This window comes from Shewanella nanhaiensis (assembly GCF_019457885.1).
In the GTDB taxonomy this organism is placed as follows: Bacteria; Pseudomonadota; Gammaproteobacteria; order Enterobacterales; family Shewanellaceae; genus Shewanella; species Shewanella nanhaiensis.
In genome coordinates this window covers 1-18,458 of record NZ_JAHZST010000024.1, presented here as the reverse complement: position 1 = coordinate 18,458, position 18,458 = coordinate 1, and the positions used below count along the sequence as shown (strand labels likewise).

17 protein-coding genes and 1 pseudogene are annotated in these 18,458 nt (G+C 42.4%); 7 read left to right on the top strand and 11 right to left on the bottom strand.

Annotated features, from left to right (window positions below):
- Nucleotides 1–220: 220 nt before the first annotated feature.
- The gene (locus K0625_RS22035; protein WP_220111607.1) at nucleotides 221–715 is read right to left on the bottom strand and encodes a MarR family winged helix-turn-helix transcriptional regulator; all 495 of its coding nucleotides are present in this window, start codon (nucleotides 713–715) and stop codon (nucleotides 221–223) included.
- Between the two features lie 222 nt (nucleotides 716–937).
- On the opposite strand from K0625_RS22035, the gene hmgA reads away from it, so the two are divergent.
- The 4 genes from hmgA to K0625_RS22015 all read left to right on the top strand — a co-directional run bounded on the left by hmgA (nucleotide 938) and on the right by K0625_RS22015 (nucleotide 6,084).
- Nucleotides 938–2,230, top strand: a complete 1,293-nt coding sequence (hmgA, locus tag K0625_RS22030; protein ID WP_220111606.1) for a homogentisate 1,2-dioxygenase — start codon at nucleotides 938–940, stop codon at nucleotides 2,228–2,230.
- A 176-nt stretch (nucleotides 2,231–2,406) separates the two neighbouring features.
- Entirely contained in the window at nucleotides 2,407–2,691 is a 285-nt protein-coding gene (locus K0625_RS22025) for a GIY-YIG nuclease family protein (protein ID WP_220111605.1), read from the top strand.
- Between the two features lie 679 nt (nucleotides 2,692–3,370).
- Nucleotides 3,371–4,111, top strand: a complete 741-nt coding sequence (locus tag K0625_RS22020) for a PepSY domain-containing protein (RefSeq protein ID WP_220111604.1) — start codon at nucleotides 3,371–3,373, stop codon at nucleotides 4,109–4,111.
- Nucleotides 4,108–6,084, top strand: coding sequence for a 2Fe-2S iron-sulfur cluster-binding protein (locus tag K0625_RS22015; protein WP_220111603.1), 1,977 nt, complete (start codon nucleotides 4,108–4,110; stop codon nucleotides 6,082–6,084). Before K0625_RS22020 ends, K0625_RS22015 begins: the two co-directional genes overlap by 4 nt.
- A gap of 339 nt (nucleotides 6,085–6,423) precedes the next feature.
- Here K0625_RS22015 and K0625_RS22010 read toward each other — a convergent pair whose 3' ends face one another.
- From K0625_RS22010 to K0625_RS21985, 6 genes are all read right to left on the bottom strand, one after another.
- A complete protein-coding gene (locus K0625_RS22010) occupies nucleotides 6,424–6,657 on the bottom strand; it encodes a hypothetical protein (RefSeq protein ID WP_220111602.1) in 234 nt (77 codons plus the stop codon).
- 113 nt (nucleotides 6,658–6,770) lie between these two features.
- On the bottom strand, nucleotides 6,771–8,777 hold the full coding sequence (locus K0625_RS22005; RefSeq protein ID WP_220111601.1) for a hybrid sensor histidine kinase/response regulator: 2,007 nt from the start codon (nucleotides 8,775–8,777) through the stop codon (nucleotides 6,771–6,773).
- Nucleotides 8,767–9,081 carry a hypothetical protein gene (locus K0625_RS22000; RefSeq protein ID WP_220111600.1) on the bottom strand — a complete coding sequence of 105 codons (315 nt, stop codon included), beginning with the start codon at nucleotides 9,079–9,081 and terminating at the stop codon, nucleotides 8,767–8,769. The genes K0625_RS22005 and K0625_RS22000 overlap by 11 nt, the downstream gene beginning before the upstream one ends.
- Nucleotides 9,065–10,285, bottom strand: coding sequence for an EAL domain-containing response regulator (locus tag K0625_RS21995; protein ID WP_220111599.1), 1,221 nt, complete (start codon nucleotides 10,283–10,285; stop codon nucleotides 9,065–9,067). The genes K0625_RS22000 and K0625_RS21995 overlap by 17 nt, the downstream gene beginning before the upstream one ends.
- Nucleotides 10,286–10,287: 2 nt before the next feature.
- Nucleotides 10,288–11,247 (bottom strand): helix-turn-helix transcriptional regulator, encoded by a 960-nt coding sequence (locus tag K0625_RS21990; RefSeq protein WP_220111598.1) that lies wholly within the window; start codon nucleotides 11,245–11,247, stop codon nucleotides 10,288–10,290.
- A 481-nt stretch (nucleotides 11,248–11,728) separates the two neighbouring features.
- On the bottom strand, nucleotides 11,729–12,478 hold the full coding sequence (locus K0625_RS21985) for a tRNA-uridine aminocarboxypropyltransferase (RefSeq protein WP_220111597.1): 750 nt from the start codon (nucleotides 12,476–12,478) through the stop codon (nucleotides 11,729–11,731).
- A gap of 409 nt (nucleotides 12,479–12,887) precedes the next feature.
- On the opposite strand from K0625_RS21985, the gene emrD reads away from it, so the two are divergent.
- A complete protein-coding gene (gene emrD, locus K0625_RS21980) occupies nucleotides 12,888–14,114 on the top strand; it encodes a multidrug efflux MFS transporter EmrD (protein WP_220111596.1) in 1,227 nt (408 codons plus the stop codon).
- A gap of 222 nt (nucleotides 14,115–14,336) precedes the next feature.
- On the opposite strand, the gene K0625_RS21975 is transcribed toward emrD, so the two are convergent.
- The 3 genes from K0625_RS21975 to K0625_RS21965 all read right to left on the bottom strand — a co-directional run bounded on the left by K0625_RS21975 (nucleotide 14,337) and on the right by K0625_RS21965 (nucleotide 16,345).
- Nucleotides 14,337–14,612, bottom strand: a complete 276-nt coding sequence (locus K0625_RS21975) for a hypothetical protein (RefSeq protein ID WP_220111595.1) — start codon at nucleotides 14,610–14,612, stop codon at nucleotides 14,337–14,339.
- Between the two features lie 76 nt (nucleotides 14,613–14,688).
- Nucleotides 14,689–16,002, bottom strand: a complete 1,314-nt coding sequence (gene pssA, locus K0625_RS21970) for a CDP-diacylglycerol--serine O-phosphatidyltransferase (protein ID WP_220111594.1) — start codon at nucleotides 16,000–16,002, stop codon at nucleotides 14,689–14,691.
- Between the two features lie 10 nt (nucleotides 16,003–16,012).
- Entirely contained in the window at nucleotides 16,013–16,345 is a 333-nt protein-coding gene (locus K0625_RS21965; protein WP_220111593.1) for a DUF1904 family protein, read from the bottom strand.
- Between the two features lie 236 nt (nucleotides 16,346–16,581).
- Here K0625_RS21965 and K0625_RS21960 point away from each other — a divergent pair, with 236 nt between their 5' ends.
- Complete coding sequence (locus tag K0625_RS21960) at nucleotides 16,582–16,752, top strand: hypothetical protein (RefSeq protein ID WP_220111592.1); 171 nt, start codon at nucleotides 16,582–16,584, stop codon at nucleotides 16,750–16,752.
- Nucleotides 16,753–16,864: 112 nt separating this feature from the next.
- On the top strand, nucleotides 16,865–18,328 hold the full coding sequence (dacB, locus tag K0625_RS21955) for a D-alanyl-D-alanine carboxypeptidase/D-alanyl-D-alanine endopeptidase (RefSeq protein ID WP_220111591.1): 1,464 nt from the start codon (nucleotides 16,865–16,867) through the stop codon (nucleotides 18,326–18,328).
- 64 nt (nucleotides 18,329–18,392) lie between these two features.
- Here the strand turns inward: dacB and K0625_RS21950 are convergent.
- Nucleotides 18,393–18,458, bottom strand: a pseudogene (locus K0625_RS21950) (IS200/IS605 family transposase); the annotation flags it as partial.

The following is an 18,458-nucleotide window of genomic DNA, read 5'->3' as shown; positions in this document are numbered from 1 at the left end:
TTAGAGCAAAAAGCGCACCAACACGGAATTTTCAGTGTTTACCTGTGTTTTGTGTATCTTTATGAAGATGCTGGGCAAGATCTGGCCCAGAGTTGAGCAAAATATTGCCCAGCGAGCAATAAATGGCCCAGAAGATTTGTGGTTTTCTCCGAGCTCTCCGAGACCTCAGTGGTAAATAGCTTTTGTTTTGGGTTTTAACGGTGAAGACGGGAAACGGTCATCAACTTAGTTTGCCATCGAGTTTATCTAAGATCTGCATTAGTGATTGATACTCCTTTTTATCTAACGTCTTAAGAAGACTCTCCTCCCACGCAAGTGCTTTGGGGGCGATGGTTTGATATAGAGCAAAGCCTGCAGTGGTCAGGGTAAGTGTAAAAGCGCGCTTGTCGGCTATATGAACTTGCTTAGTGATGTAGCCCTTGTCGAGCATAAGCTTGACGGCGCGGGAGACAGTGGATTTATCCATCGATGCTAATTGTGTTAACTCTTTGGCGCTAATACCTGTTGTTTGCAGACTAACAGGCACATCACTCTTATCACAAAGTGTCTGCTCGGCTAAGTGGACTAATATTCTCCATTCAGGCGTGGTGAGGTTAAACTCCGACTGATACACCTCGGCAAAGTTTACACTGACCTTTTGAGATAAATTGACCAGTCTATAGGGTAAAAACTGCTGTAATGAAATTGAAGTTTGACCCAGTTTAGCTTGTGACATAGGGATCCCTAAGGTTAATACTTATAGTTATGGCTTATCTCTACAGTTCAGTATTAAACGGCCGGTTTTTTTCAAGGTAGTTGGCACTCTTTCTGCATTTTTCATCTTTTTCTGCGCTGATTAAACCCATTTTCAATCGACTATTTGCCCCTTTGGGATTGAAACTAGTCTCACGTGAGAGTAAATTGTTTTATCTGCTAATACAAGAATGGACGAATAACGATGGCATTAGATCTCGAGTACATGACAGGCTTCGGTAACGAATTTGAAACTGAAGCCCTTCCCGGCGCACTTCCTAAGGGTCAATTTAGCCCTCAAAAGGTAAAGTATGATCTCTATGCCGAGCAGTTTAATGTCACGGCTTTTACCGCACCGCGCAGTGATAACCGCCGCAACTGGTTTTATCGCATTCGTCCATCAGTGGTTCAAGGTGAGTATGAAGCAATTGACAATGGCCTAATTCGTACAGCCCCTATCACTGAAATTATCACTCCACCGACCATGTTACGTTGGGATCCGGTTGCAATCCCTGAAGTGAAAACTGATTTTATCGATGGTTTAGTCACTATGGCGGCCAATGGCAGTGCTAATGGACAAACGGGGATCGGTATTCATATCTACGTTGCCAACAGCTCCATGGAGGGACGTTATTTTTATAATGCCGACGGCGAGATGTTGTTTGTTCCTCAAGATGGCGAAATCGTGCTGCATACTGAATGTGGTAAGTTAGCCATTAAAGCGGGTGAAATAGCGGTTATTCCTCGCGGTATTAAGTTCTCGGTAGAGCTGTTAACTGAGACTGCTCGTGGTTATATCTGTGAGAACTACGGCCATTCATATGTACTGGCCGAACGTGGTCCAGTGGGTGCGAACGGATATGCTAATGACAGAGATTTTCAATACCCAGTTGCGGCTTTTGAGGATAAAGAGGGAGATTTTGAGTTAGTCGCCAAGTTTAATGGCAACATGTTCAGATGTGATATTGGCCACTCTCCTTTTGATGTGGTCGCTTGGACTGGTAACAGCGCGCCCTATAAATACGATCTTGCACGCTTTAATGTGATTAATACCGTGAGTTTCGATCATCCCGATCCCTCGATTTTCACCGTACTCACCTCACCATCAGGCACGCCTGGTGTAGCTAATATTGATTTTGTTGTTTTCCCGCCGCGTTGGATGGTGGCAGAGAACACCTTCAGACCGCCCTACTACCACAGAAATATCATGAGTGAGTTTATGGGCTTGATTGAGGGGGTCTATGACGCTAAAGAGCACGGATTTGTACCTGGTGGTTCTAGCCTACATAACTGCATGTCTCCTCATGGGCCTGAAGCTGAAGTGTTTGAGAAAGCGTCTAATGCAGAACTGGCACCACAACGTTATGAAAACACCCTAGCCTTTATGTTTGAGTCACGCTACATCATCTCACCGACAAAATATGCGCTAGAGGGGACTGAACGTCAGCCGAACTATTCAGCTTGTTGGAAAGGGATTGAAAAGAAGTTTAAGGGTTAGAGCAGAGAAGATTCTAGGGCGGGCCTCGCCCTGCGAGATCTTCGTATCTTCGAGGGCGTTCGCAAGCTCACTGCGAGGAGAAGCAGATCATTTCTATTGCCGTCATCCCGGCGTAAGCCGGGATCCAATCTTTACTTCTATACTTTAGCTTTTAAATAACTTCATGGACGACAGTTATGCAACCAGCGGTTTATATTTTAGCAAGCAAGCGAAATGGGACCTTATATGTTGGTGTAACAAGCGATCTCGTTAAGCGTATATGGGAGCACAAAGAGCATTTGGTCGAAGGTTTTACTAAGAAATACTCGGTGACGCAGTTAGTACATTATGAAATTACTGACACAATGCAAAGTGCTTTTACACGAGAGAAACAACTTAAAAATTGGCAGAGGCAATGGAAAATCAACCTTATAGAAGAGCATAACCCTGAGTGGAGCGATCTATTCTATGAGATTCGATGACTTTGTAAAGAAAGATCAAAATCTGGATCCCGGAACAAGCCCGGGATGACGGCTAAAAAGCTCGAAGCTAAGGTAAAGCAGTTGATAGAAATAGATAAACTGGCTCACTTGACCATGTTGAGTAACAAGCTTTTCTCAAAGTTGAGTGCAGCCAGCCAGTGACAACATAAATGCGTTCCAGACTTTAGCTGTTTCGTCATCCCGGCTAAGGCTGGGCTCCATTGTTTGCTTTATATTCGTGCTTTCTCCGTGGTCCTCTGTGATCTCTGTGGTTGGTAGCTTTCGTTCTGGCTTTAACGGTTATCAAAAGAGGTTTTACCACAGAGCATTTCATCCAGTGACCATAATTTATCTATTCCCGTCATGCCGGCGAAGGCCGGGAGCTATGGCTCTACTGTGTTAGTTTTTTTAAGATAGTCATCAATCTGTTACATTTCTATTACTGCTTTTCATCGAAATTTGTTTATCATCATCTCTTGTTAATCCACGAGGATTAATAAAACATTTATGTTGACGTGATATTTTTTGATATCAACTATCACTTAAATCCTCAGTGTTTTATAGGTAAATATATAAATTCGGGTATAGATAAGATAAGTATCTATTTAATGACTCTAAAATTTTCATCGTAAAGATGTCGCAAAAAACGCTCTACAAAAAACAAGCTACAGGAATAATAATGAACTTATTAAAAATAAGTCGTAAATACCATAGATACTTGATGCTCTTTCTCGGTGTTCAGTTCGTGATCTGGACGGTATCAGGTGCTTATATGGTGATCTTTGATATTGACTATATCCATGGCGATACCCTTGTCCATAACCATCAAACAAAAATCGCTCCAGATGATGTTCATTACTCCTTAACCCAGTTAATCCAAACCTATCCAAAGGCTGAGCAGCTTGAGCTCGGTATGTTAATTGATAAGCCAGTGTACCGCTTCAAGCAAGGTGATGAACAGCATATGTTAGATGCTGGTACAGGGGCTATGCTCTCTCCACTGCCCAAAGCATACGCCCAGGCAATTGCACAACATGAATACACTGGCACGGGCAATATCGCGCTGATTGAACTTATCACTGACAATCCCCCTTTCGAGTTAAGTGGCCGCCATCTTCCTGCGTGGCGAGTAAACTTTAATGATTTTGGTAGCCCTTCGCTCTATATCTCGGCACTTACAGGCAAAGTCGTCACCAAACGCCACGAGTTTTGGCGCACTTTTGATCTAATGTTCAGCCTGCATGTGATGGACTATGAGGAGGAAGATCCCAGTAACTGGCTACTATTCTGGTTTGTCTGCTTCGCCCTGCTTGCTTGTTTATTCGGGTTAATACTCACCTATTACCGAATTTTTAAAGATGACGCGGTAAAACCGACGGCTCAAGGCTCCTCAGGTCAAAATGAGGGAGTAAGTTCATGAATAGCAATGTAATGGGGAAGATAAAGTTCCTGCATAAATGGTTATCTCTGTTGGTTGGTATTCAGCTACTCCTCTGGATTGGAACAGGGCTCTACTTCAACCTAATGGATAGCCAAAAAGCTCGTGGCACGCAATATTTAGCCAAATCGGCGCCGGTAAGCGTAGATGACACTGATAAGCCTGCCCAGATAGAGCCTGCGACACTGTTAAACAGCTTTAAACCTGCAGTGTCTTTATCGCAAGTAACACTGCTTGATAAGCCTTACTACCTGCTTACCTATGATAGAGCGCTCTATCCCTACTTCAAAAATCATTACACCTTGATCGATGCTATAACGGGAAAACAGGTAATGATTGATCAAACGATGGCAAAGGGATTGGCTGTTAACTCATATAAGGGTCCTGGCATCATCACCTCAGCCTCTCGTGTATCACCTCCGTTTGATGAGAGATTAAAAGAGAAAAACACCCTCTGGCGTGTCAATTTTGATGATGAGATAAATACCAGCGTCTATATCGATGCAGGCTCTGGTCGCTTAGTGGGTCACAGTAATGATGATAAGCGTATCGTCGATATCGCTTTTATGCTCCACTTTATGGATTACACCAATGAAGGCAGCTTCAATAATGTGCAGATTATCGTATTTGCGATTTTTACTCTGTTTTTCGCTTTTACGGGTTTTATCTGGACTATAGAGCTGGGGCTAAATGGGCAATATTCGCTGACCCAGTTGTTACCAAAGCGTTTAATCAAAAAGCAGAACAACACGATTCAGGTCATCGACATAGACGGCCAGCAATTACGCCATGTTTCAATTCCTGCCCATGAAAACTTACTCGACGGTTTAATACACCAAGATATCGCACTGCCCTCAAGTTGTGGCGGTGGTGGAAGTTGCGGGCGTTGTCGAGTAAAACTCAAACCCGAGGCTAAAATTACCGCTTGTGACAATCAGCAGTTTACTCAAGATGAGCTCAATTTGGGCTATCGGTTGGCTTGTCAGCACACAAGTGATGAGGTTGACAGCTTAAGTCTGCTTGATATCACACAAGCCGAAAAGCATCAGCTAGAGTTGATTAGCAGTGAGTTTATCAGCCCTTTTATCAAAGAACTCAGGTTTAAGACCGTCTCAAGTAAACCTATCACGTTTAAAGCGGGAGCCTTTATGCGCTTCTTTATTCCTGCAGCTAGCAGTCACAGCTTACCAGTAGCGCTACCAGAGTCTTTGAGCTCACATTGGAATGAGATAGAGAGTCATCAATTTACCCATGACTCCTGCAGTCGTAACTATTCACTGGCAAACAGCGATCACGCTTTACCTGACGCTGAAAACGAACTGCATTTCACCATTAAGCTACAGCAGGCACCAAAGTTTGCGATCTCACAAGTCATCAATCCCGGTGTTGGCTCCCACTATATCTGTAATTTACAACCTGGAGATAGGATTGAAGCTGCAGGTCCTTTTGAGGAGTTCTCGGCTCAGCCCATAAGCAAAAGGAGCATGGTGTTGATAGGAGCAGGTTCCGGTATGGCGCCATTAAAATCGTTAATTGAGGAGCAGCTCGTTAAGCTTAAAAGTACCCGTCCTATTCATCTCTTCTTTGGCGCGCGTAGTGAGGCAGATCTTATCTATCAAGAGAGGTTCACGACACTGGCGATTGAGCATAAGCACTTCTTCTATTACCCAGTACTATCGAGACCGACCGGTTTATTTAACGGCAGTAATCCTACAAGCATCAGTATTACAAACCATGATGCTTCAGCTCACTCAAGAGTTAACTCAGGTCCAACGCAAGGTTATGTTCAGGACAGGTTAGCCGCTCAATTAGATGAGATATCCAAACAAGCAGAGGGCCTAGCTAATGTTGAGTTTTACCTCTGCGGCCCTAAACCTATGATGACATCCACTATAGAACAACTCAAAGCCCGCGGAGTAAAAGAGAGCGCGATCGCATTTGATTCGTTTGTTTAAAAGAAGGACGGACTCTGTCCTACTAGGACGACACTTCGTGCCTGCGAGAGCGTTCGCAAGCTCACTGCTAGGAGCTAGGTCAAGAGCTAGAGCCACTACAAACGGATTATTCCCACTGCCGTCATCCCGGGCTTGTTCCGGGATCCATTATTTGCTGTATATTTGAGGCTTTCTCCGAGTTCTCTGTGGTGGATAGCTTTTATCTTGGCTTTAATAATGAAGATCAAAAGAGGTTTTACCAAGGTGAATTTGGCCTAGTCATGAGCTATTGAACGAGAAACAGAAGCACGTTGTTGCGCTTCACTAAACGGAGAACAGGGAGTTAAAGAGGGAGAGATTTTATGCCAAGCGGCTGGTGGAGTATGACCAACCAGTGCAGAATTCCCAACCTCGTTCTCGGCAGACAAATCCCGCTTGATAACGGTTAAAGGTGAGCTGTTGACTTACTGTAGTAGAAGCTGCAATTTGATTTTTAGGGTGGAAATGAGAAGCTGAAAATACAATAGCTAAAGTCATGCCGAATACTAGAGTTGGCACTAGGGCTTTTTGATTATGTTTAATCAGTCCTATCATGGCGTGTTCCTTTGAAACAAGCAGAGCAGTATTGATAAAAAGTGACCTGCTATCTATTCAATATAGGGAAAGCTTTATCAATACGCAAAGCTTTATCGGCGCTAGTGTATCAATCAAGCATAAATCTTATCCAATTGCTGGATAAACACATCAATATTCAGAGGCTTCTGCATAAAGAAGACATCGGGATACTCTTCACTGAATGGGATCTCTGTTTTATCGTTCGCCGAAAGAATAAAGTAGTGGGTCGTTTTTTCCTTCTTTTTAGTCACCCCATCTGTTTGCAGTTCCATCAGTTCATCAATAAGCGCTAAACCATTAGTCCCTTCAAGACGGTAATCCATTAAAACGATCTCTGGGGTTGTACTCTTGATGTATTCAATCGTCGATGCTGCATCAAGACAGGTAGTTACACTAAAACCCTGCTTCTCCAACATGGATTTACACACCTCCAAATTGAACAAGTTATCATCAACTAATAATAGCTGTTTCAGTTGATAAAGAGCAGAGCGATCCTCTGCCAAACTCCCCTTCTCCCCAACGGTTGAAGAGTAAGGCTTGGCTAAAACCAGCTTCTGGTTTACACCCTCGCCTTTTGTTTCTGAAGCTAACATCTGCTCCTTAGAAATAGCGTTTATATACTCGAAAGGAAAACGAATGATCACTAAGGTCCCTTGCCCTTTGCGACTACGTATAGCAATTCTTCCTCCGACTTTCTCAATCACCTGTTTGCAGGTGTAGAGACCAATTCCTATGCCAGATTGTTGTGCGGCACTATTGGGCAAACCAGCAGTAAATGGGCGAGATATCGCTTCCATAGAGGTTTTAGACATGCCTTTACCAAAATCCCTAATCGCCACTCTCAAAAAGGGAGAGTTTCGGTATTGTTTAAGCGCAATGTGGCAGTTGACTTGTTTACCAGTACTGTATTTAAACGCGTTATTGATGATGTTAGTGATCAGCTGATAAAGCTTAGTACTGTCGATAGCAATACTAGGCGGAAGTGGTTTATCAATAAAGATATTGAGCTTTTTGTCTCCAGTCTCACTAAATGCAATATAGTACTCTTTAATATTATTAATAAACTGTGCTAGATCTGTTGCTTGATTTTCCAAAACTAGCGTATCAGCACTCGCCTTACTAAAATTCAGCGTATTTTCTGCGACGCTATGTAACAAGTTCGCCGACCAGATAATCTTATTGATCGTCATCTCACCTTGAGGAACACAGCAGTCAGCACTTTTAAGCATATGGCTATAGCCCAAAACGGCGTTGATGGGCGTACGGATCTCATGATTTATCGCTGATAATACAGCCACTTTAGAATCAGTTTCGATTCGCATCTTATAGAGCATATTTCGCTGCTCTACTTTAAGGTATAAAAGAATAGAAAAACCAACACCAGTCACTGAAAAGAGAAAAATGATCAACAGAATCTCATTAATCTCATCAACTGGGGGTGAATACCAGGTTGTTAAGGTGAAGTCTTCAGCGCCAAACTCCGATCCATGATATTGCCCTTCACTTTGATAATAAAACAGTGCCCGTTGGATATCTGAAAGCTGCATTTGGCAATAATGGTTACTAAGTTGCTTACCTGTAACCATGAAAGCGATGCAGATATCCTCCTCACTGTTTAGCCTCTCCAATACTTGTCTGTGGGATATGATGTACACCATATAACGTTGCTTGGCTTGGTCAATCGGCATCAGAAAAGAGGAGTACCCAGCCAGCTCGAAGGTTAACTCATCTTGACCGTTAACGCTAAACCTGCCTTTTTTAATCTCATCCTCAAACTCTGGATTGGATATAAAAGCCAGCTTGTTATCCTCTCCTATGGTAAATGCAATCGCAGATTTTATCTTAAGGAGCTCTTGAGTAAATTCGGTAAACTCTTTTTTGGTGACCAGCATAGAAGCACTGAAGAAGGAGTGAATTGATCTGGTAATGATCTTGTGCTGCATCAACATATCATGGGCAGACATGGCTGATGCTGCGGACTTTTTATCATGGAACTCAGCAAACTCTCTTTGAGAGTGGCTCCAAAACAACCAATCGATACAAAAGGTAACCGTCAGACCGACGATAAGATAACAAATAGAGTAAGGCTTAAACTTCATCTAGAACAACCACAATTTGATTTTGTAAAACCTGAACAATTAACATAAGTTCAAACTTGCTATCTGGATAGCAAAAAATAGTCTCAATTTGTATCATAAGGTAACAGCAAATTCCCTTAAGTCTATGCTTAAGAGCCGCTAACGCTTCTTTATCAGTCGAATTTACACAAGTGACCGCTTCATTGAGTAAAATTACCTCATCCTGTAGAATTTTTAACAACCTTTTCCTATCATTTTCAGCATGATGATTAAGAAAAAATCGTATTTTTTGCTGTATATATATGTCATTAACTTGTGATGACATTGCAGCCCTCACCGCTATATTCACCAATCCAGCTTTCAAGATATCGCCCCTCGATCGGTGGGCTAAAATAATAACCTTGAGCCATATTACAACCTAAGGATTTAAGATGTTCGAGTACACTCAATGTCTCTACCCCCTCGGCCACAGCTTTTACTTTAAGTTTATTAGCCAGTGCAATTGTTGACTCCACTATCGCGAGGTGTTGACTGTTTCTGTCCAGATCACAGACAAAATCTTTATCAATTTTAATCTCATCAAAAGGGATACAATCTAACCTGTCAAATGTTGAGTAGCTCTTACCAAAATCATCCAGTGAGATTGCAATATCATTGATGATGAGCTTAGCAACTGAACGAAGCACCATATCTTGCTCTATCGTTTCATGGGACTCAGTGAGCTCCAGGATCAGTTTTGTGTTTGGGAGTAACTGCTTTTTATTAATAACAAAATCAATGAAATGTTGATCAAAAAGATCTTCTACTGTGATATTTACTGATAGATCGTACTGCAAGAATCTAGGCGAGAGCATCCATTGACTGATAGCCTGCTCAAGGACCAACTTAGAAAAAGTGGTACTTAAGCCACCCTGAGTGATTTGAGGAATAAACTTGTCTGGATAGATAAATCCATCCCCCTTCTGACATAACCTAGACAATACCTCAAAACCGGTTATCTCACCTGTGTTTATCTCAATTTTTGGTTGATAGCATAAGATCAAATTCTCTTGATTAATCAAGTAACTAATTTGCTCTAGCGATAGGAGCGCCGAGTGTTCCGCTTTATCTGCGGCCTGTTTACGAACTCTCTTTAACAGCTTTAGCTGCTGCAGGAGTAAAGAGATATTAACAGGCTTTTGGTATACACCAATAAGATAGAGGTTAAAGGTATTACTGATATTTTCGACTAACTCTAATGTTCGTTTATCTGAAGAGCTGATCACAGCTAGAGGGATAGTATTGGAAATCTCACTGGCGGCCATAAAGTTGATCACGGCTAAACCATCACCATTTTCCATCTTTAGATCGGCAATAATCAGATCTAGCTGTGTTTCCTCCTTTTGACTGTGCCATCGAATAAGCTCAATCGCTTCGTTGCCACATTCAGCCTCATAGAAGAACACCTCGAGATAGTGAAGTTGACGTTTTAACTCAGCCTTTATTGTTTCTCGTATAAATCTTTGATCATCAATAATTAATACTCGCATCTTCAACCTCCTTTAACCATTGTATTGAGCATAGAGTTCAACCTAGAAGCTGAAATGACAGCTAGCTTGAGTAGAAAGCGGTTTGCCATCACCTCTGAACGACTAATCAAAAAGGAGACAATAGTGACTTGCACCTCCTCCTTCTCATAAAGTTTCTCTTTAAAAGGGGTCAACTTGGCTGCGGTGAGTTTTTTAATTAAGGTTTCATCACACAGGCTAAAACAGAGGTATCGTAGTGGTTTGCTACAGGCAAATTTGTTGATGTAGATTGACATCATGCTATTTTCTATCTGAGATGTTGCCCCAAAAGAGGATAAAACAAGCAGAGAGTCGTCATTCACTCCTTTTGCCGAAGTGATAACTTGCTGTAATCCAGATTTAAAATTGAGTAGTTTTAGGATCTCATGGGTACTCGTATCTAGATAGAGACAGTGGCCGACGACTTGATTACCGTATGCACATGCCACCATGATATTAAGTGAAGCATATTCATCTTTTATAATCTCTTCAGAGACCAATTCGATACTTGGATTGCCCTCATATTGTAAGATCATACGCAGAAAAAAAAGAAAGCAGTGATGCTCTACCCCAATCTTTTCAATGGTATAGCTATCTTCTTTATAATAGGGGTGAATAGAGCGCCCATCAGTATAACTTTGTTCATAGTTAACGAGATCTATCCCTTCAGAAATAAATTGATGATCGTTCCCATATACATCAAATAACTCCTTGCCAAAAAGCTCTACGATTTCAGCTTGCTTTGCTAAAGATGGAATGTTCACCTCTCTCTCCCAGCGACTGATGGTAATGCTATCAAGGTTACAAAACAGACTACTCTCTTCTCTTAATCTCAAGCAGAACTGTTCTTGTGAAAGGTCATTCTCATGTCGTATTTGCTTCAAAAACATAGAAAATACATGTGAACTATTGTCGTTTGTACAGGAGTAAGCTGTAGAGGTCATAACGTGTTCCATTGGTTTTACTTATCTGATCTAACAATCCCACATATGCTTCACGGTCAATTTTATCGAATCAGTTAGGGGATTTTTCAAGATAGAAAGTCCACATTCGGCTTTAATTTTCAGCGGAATACGATCCCATAACCTTTTCATTGTTAACCCCTTCACCAACAAGGTGATTTGTTAAAAGTTTGCAATGGGAATTAGTGTAAAAGATTCTTAATTTAGGGGGTATTGGCAAGTTATCAGCACATCTAAAAGCAGATTGCCTATAGCGAGGTGAAGGTGAGTGGAGCTATCTATTCGCATTTCTTGGTAAACAGTAAGCTTCACGCCTATTTGCAGGAAAAGTTAAAACACAATAAGTGGTTTAATTTAAGAAACACAATGTGATATTTTTTGTTTAGTTTCAAGCGCCAGTTGCTAAAGCTTTACTCCATATCGTTAAACGGCACTGAGAGATAAGTATCAAAACAGTGCCCTCTTACTCACTGTCAAACGAAGCCATAAACGCTTCTCTTAACTTAGTTAACGGGGTCAAATCCTGGGTGCTTTTACGACTGCGGCTAAAGATAGATGACTCGATAAAAAGTTCAAACCACGTATTTAAAGATGCCGCATTGTCTGCCTCTCCAGCAGCTCCAAGTGCCAGAGCGGCCACCTCTGCGGTACCAAGTTGAAAGTCACGACTACCTTTACGTAATCCATACTTGGCAACTGTGTCTGGAGTAAAGGAGAGCATCGGAAGATGATGCAGATAGGGGCTTTTACGAAACATTCTTATTGCTTCTCGCCAGCTGCCATCGAGTAAAATAAATAGGGGTTTCTTGCCCCTTAGCAAACTTGACGGCTCGACCTTAGAAAGAACCTGCTGCTCTTCGTTCGCATATTCACCAGGAAAGATGATAAAAGGCTGATAAGTGGGATCTTCAATCAGAGCCATCATTTTTCGATTAGCATGAGTACGTGACCAAATGTAGGCGTGAGTATCAGGGATGAGATCCGCAATAAGCCTTCCACTATTGCTCGGCTTTAATACTTCATCATCATACATAATCAATAAAAAGGCGTTATTTGAAATTAGCTGTCGACGATATTCACAAGTGCAATACACCTTTGCTAGCAAACAAAGATCGCATCGAACAAGGTTTTTTCCACGTGCACCATAGGGTCTAGAGGATATCGCTTTTCGATATTGATAAAGCTTATGGATTGCGTGTAGTTCGACACTCATACTATTTACTTCTATGCTCATTTTGCTATTAAAATATTTGATAGCGTTAATTTGCCGATTTTAACAGGCATGGTGAGTTGGGGTAAAGCTTGCATTAGGGGATATGTAACTCACAGCATCAAAAAATATCAAAATAAACTGAAATTGAGCCATTGGTTAAATTTGCCACACACCATGGTAAAACATGAGATCTCCGTCAAAAAAACATGTTGCGACATAGATTATAACTCAACATCTACAATACATATCGTAAGTATAACTTTACGCCGTTTACACCCTTAAAAAACTTATCAAAATATAGCGAATAATTTCATTTAAATAAGCAGTTTAAAATTTGTAATTGTATTTTATATGAGTATTATGCGCGTTTCTTATATAACCTCATATTTTTTACAGTTTCGGAGACGACATGAGCGGCTTACAGAAGAAGTCGAACCTTAGCGCACAACACCAAGGCTTCTCTTCACTCATATTTCTAATCGTTATCATAGTGGCATGCGGACAGATGGCGCAAACCATCTTTGTACCTGCATTGCCCGACATTGCAAGCAGCTTCAGCATTGATGCAGGTCAACTTCAAGCCATCATGGCATGTTACCTACTCTCTTATGGCTTATTACAGTTTATCTATGGTCCTGCGTCAGACAGACTTGGACGTAAGCCAGTGTTGATATTCGGGATCTCGCTCTTTGTAATAGGTGCGTTTATTGCGAGTATTGCAAACAGTTATCAGCTATTAATCGCCGCCACGCTATTACAGGGTGCAGGTACAGCCAGTGCTGGCGCACTTTGTCGCAGTATCCCAAGGGATCACTACTTTGGTGAGCCACTAGTCAAGTTCAACAGCTTTGTCTCTATGGCCGTGGTGTTTTCACCGCTTATTGCCCCGTTTGCAGGCAGTTTATTGACCCACTACTTTGGCTGGCAGTCAGTATATAGCTTTTTAGCCGTATTTGGTCTTTCTGTACTGCTATTGATCATCACTAGATTTAAAGAATCACTCCCTGCTGATCAGCGCAAACCTGAACCAGTAACTCACTCTTATCGCTTTGTATTGGCTAACAGGAAGTTTAGAAACTACCTTGTGTGTCTAGTTGCCACCTTTGCTGGTATTGCAGCCTTTGAAGCTGTTGCGGGGGTACTCTATGGCCAAGTGCTTCAACTTTCGCCATTTTGGGTTAGCTGCTACTTTGTTGCGCCTATCCCAGGTTACCTTGCTGGTGCATATTATGCGGGTAAATTGAGCGACAACAGTAAAGACATGTATCACAGTGTTGCCCTACTTGGCGCAGGTTCACTATTTTTGTTGATCCCTGGGTTATCAAACCTAGTGATAGGCTGGAGCCTACTCGTTGGCTCTGTTCTCTTTTTTACTGGCGCAGGGATCCTATTTCCAGTATTGACCTCTGCGGCATTGGAACCTTTCCCAAGGCATGCAGGTGTTGCTGGTGCGCTACTTGGTGGATTACAGAATTTTGGTGCGGGTATTGCTGCGCTTATGATGTCTTTAGTCCCCATGCACGGTCAGTTCAGTGTCGGCGCCCTGTGCGCTATCATGGTGGTATTGGTAGTACTTGCATTAAACGCTGCTAAGTCTGGCACGGATCTGGATAAAACCGATGTCGCAGTGTTGTAAAAGCTAAGAAGGACAGGCTTCGTCCTGCGAGGATGGCAGCAATTGTTCACTAGGCTTCACAGAAGACGTCGCAGGCGACTACAGAGCGCTACGCTGACGGGAAAAGCAAGAACAAACAAACTCAAGCAAGAACAAAATGGGCATTTGCTCATTGCCGTCATCCCGGGCTTGTTCCGGGATCTATTCTTTTGGCTTTTCTCCGAGACCTCTGTAACGATATCCCTATCTAAGTACCAGTTCGACCTCGTATCTCTCGTTCGCGAGCTTATAACTACCGTTATGCTCACCCTCTGTGGTGAATAGCTTTTGTCTTTTCTCTACGATTAACATCAACAGAGAGACATAACGACTATCGCTAACCATCCGTGGCCAACTCTTTATATAATCAAAATCTATAAATGTTCCAGACATAACGACTATCGCTAACCATCCATGGGCGCTAGTCATAAATGTTCCAGACATAACGACTATCGTAAGCCATCCATGGCCGCTAGTCATAAATGTTCCAGACATAAAAAAGCGAGGATTATCCTCGCTTTTTTTAAGCATGTACTTGAAACTGGAACTAAGCAGACTAGAGAATTCGTCTTAGCAGGAAGTCCGCTTTTAAACGACGAATACGCGTCATAATCTTACGTACAGGCGCTGGATAACTATTTAAGGTATCGATCTGACTGTAGTGATATAGACGCTCTGTATGCTGCAAAATATGGCTCTGCTCAGTCTCAAACTGCTCCTGCCAGCAACCTGTTTCATCATGGAGCAATAAACCGTTTTCAAGATCTAACGACCAGGCTCTTGGGTTTAAATTACTGCCAGTAAGCAGATGACGTCTGCTGTCGGCACTCATCCCTTTGAGGTGATAGCTGTTGATCCCATCTTTCCACAGGTGAATATTCAGTTGGCCATTCTCAATTGCCCACTGCTGTCTCTTGGCAAACTTACGCAGTGATTGCTCATACATGTAGGGCAAAGCACCAATGGTCGAGAAATCTTCCTCAGGGGGGATATAGAAGTCGTTAGCGGTTTTATCGCCGACAACGATATCGATACGCTTACCATCACGAAGATGTTTCGCAAGTGCTCTGGCTAAGATATAGGGCGGATTAAAATAGGGAGTACAGATAAACAGTGACTCTTTAGATTGTGCCACGAGATCGACAACTAATTTATTAAGCTTGTTTTTCTTACGTCCTAGCCCCACAACAGGGGTAATACGATTACCTATACGCGTCTGTTCAAACTCGTAATGCGCTTTGCTCAAACGAGTTTTAAGACTACGGATATCAATTTTATCAGGGAGTTGCTCGCAATCTTTCTTCTGAGTCAATGAACAAACAGCGACATCTTCGACCAAATATGTCTGCACCATTTGACGCATGGAACGCGCAAGCTCAGCAGATTCGATAACATGGTAACGATCGAAGCGGTATTTTTCATTCTGATGAAGGTAGATATTATTCAGGCTAGCGCCACTGTAGATAACAGTGTCATCGATAACAAAGCCTTTCAGATGCAGTACGCCCATGAACTCACGAGATTTCACAGGTACGCCTAAGATCTCGATTGGATGCTCAGCTTCAGCTATCACCTTACGGTACATAAGGTAGTTTCCACTGTCACCTTTGTGACCAATCAGTCCACGACGGGCACGATGAAAATCGACTAAGACTTTTACATCTAATGCCGGATTTTCAGCTTTTGCTTGCATCAAGGCGGATAAAATTTCACGACCCGCTTCGTCATCTTCTAAATAGAGTGCTGAAATGTAGATAGCCTGTTTAGCTTTAGCTATCGATGTCAGCAACTCAGCCTTCAGGCATTTAGGGGTTAACAACCAGCGTATTGACTCAGGTTGTAACGGTATTCCACCAAGCTTATCCAGCAAGGCCATCTCCTTAAAAATGCTCGCCATTTCGGAAGTAAGTGCTTGGGTCTAATGCAATAAAGATCACAGACAGATTTTGTAGTTCCGGATAAGCATTTTTTATCGCTTCACGGATAGCACTTTCAACCATTTGGTGAGTGTTTGGATCTTTGGGAAACCAGAGTACTTCAACTTGTGTCGTACTCAAGTCCTTCATGCCATCACGATAACTGACACTCGAAACCCAGTCTAATGTGAACGCTTGTTGGTCCACATTGCAGATCTTAGCGAGGTCATGGAGTAAGGTGCGACTTAGGTCAATGACCGCTGCTTCAGGCAGCCCGCGTAGACGAATGTGAGGCATGTCGATCCTTTTAATGAATCATAAGGGGTAGAAATTACCGATTTAAAGCCATTACAGCAAGTTTTTTCTACCATAATCAGCCCTAACATCTTAACTTTCGTACTATTTTCGAGCAATAAATGACCAGGTGAATAAAAACCTCTGCTTTTGAGCATTATCACGGCAATGAAGAGCTGCTTTAGATAAACTGGAATTATTGTCTGTTTTGAACGCCTCTTTATGGGGAAATATTCGCTATGAACTTAAAAATATTAATGACACTCGTTATCACCCTTCTTGTAGCTTGGGGGATTTTCCACTTTAAAGCTGAGCTAGGTTTATTTATTCTCCCGCTGTTTATTGGCTTAGTTAGCTTTGTCACTTTACGCCTCTACCGTCTGATGGAAAAAGATAACTCAAACGATTAGCTTCTCTATATTATCTATATGCAGATAAAACTATGGACAGTGCTTTTTAAACCCTAAGATTTTATGCCAGAATAGCAGTCCATATGAGCCATGCATTCTGAGTTAGCCAACTATGTGCGTTATTCGACACCTTACGCGAGCAGCCCTGCTCACCTGTTTTATCTCATCCCCCTCTGTAGCTGAGGATTATTTCAGTAACCTGCTAAGCCTAATTAAACCTCCCCACTCCCATACCGCGCTTTATGCCAAGAACCTAGTGACAGATCAGGTGGTATTAGAGGAGAACGCCGATACCTTACTGTTACCCGCCAGCACCCAAAAGTTACTCACAGCGGTTGCTGCAACAGCGCAACTTGGCGATGACTTTACATTTAACACAAAGCTCTACTCTCGCTACCCAATCAAAAATGGAAAAGTCACGGGAGATCTTTATCTCAAATTCAGTGGCGATCCAACACTGACCACCCAAGATCTACGCGGTCTATTCAAGAAACTTGAAGATCTAGGTATCAGTCGGATTAACGGTGATCTGTACCTAATAGGTGACAGTAATGAACAGCTTCAAGCACCAGGTTGGGTATGGGATGATTTAGGGATCTGTTTTGCTGCGCCCGTCTCTCAGTTTGTGATCAATCAAAACTGCGTCCATGGTCAGCTTAAGCCTTTGCTCGCAAGCAACAAAAGCCAACTTAGCTTTGCCAGTTATCTGCCGGTGAAGTTTTATAATTCAGCCATTTTTGACAAAAATAAGCAGGAGGCTTTTTGCGATCTGGATCTAAAGCGCTTGGGCAATAATCAATTTCAGCTCAGTGGCTGTTATCCTGGTAGCAAAAACTTAAAGCTGGCGGTGGCCATATCTGATCCAGCACTCTTTGCAAGCGATACCCTCAAGCAGATTATTGCCAGCAGCAAAATCAAACTTACTGGCAGTGTAAGACTCAGCAATGTAAGTCCAAATTATGCAAACATCATAGTTACACACAGCTCTAAAGCACTTCCTCGGCTGCTCGAGACCATGTTACTAAAATCAGACAATTTAATAGCTGACAGCCTGTTAAAACAGATCGGTCAGTCCTACTTTAAGCAGGCAGGCAGTTTTAAAAATGGCAGCCAAGCTATGCGTGAAATTCTGACCCAAGCAGGTGTTGACCTTACCCATGCGCAAATAGTTGATGGTTCTGGGCTCTCTCGTTACAACCTGCTTAGTGCCAAGCAGCTAAGCCAAGTATTAGGGCTTATCTACACAGATAAACGTTTTATGGGCTTACTCGATTTCCTTCCCTTGTCAGGAGTTAGTGGCACCTTGCAATACAAGTCTTACTTTAACCGAAAACCTTTAGTGAATTATGTTTACGCCAAAACCGGCTCTATGCAGGGAGTGGATAATTTAGCGGGATTTATTAAGAAGCCCTACTTCGATGATACTTTATTTGTGGTATTAGAAAATGGTCAAAGCCCACTGGAGAAAAAGGAGCAGATAGCCCCCTTCAGTGCCCTATTCTTACAAAGCCTACTCGACTATAAACCCAATAATGATCTCAAAACCTCGGGAACAACTGACTCCCTCTCCCACTAATATGTAAAGAATCCACCTTCTGAAGAAGGTGGCTTTGCATTAGCCCCCTAAAAGGGGGCGTTGTCTACTTCAAATCTAATTGCGGCTGCTCCTGTTTTTCAACCTTTTCTTGATGCCTTACATATCTTCG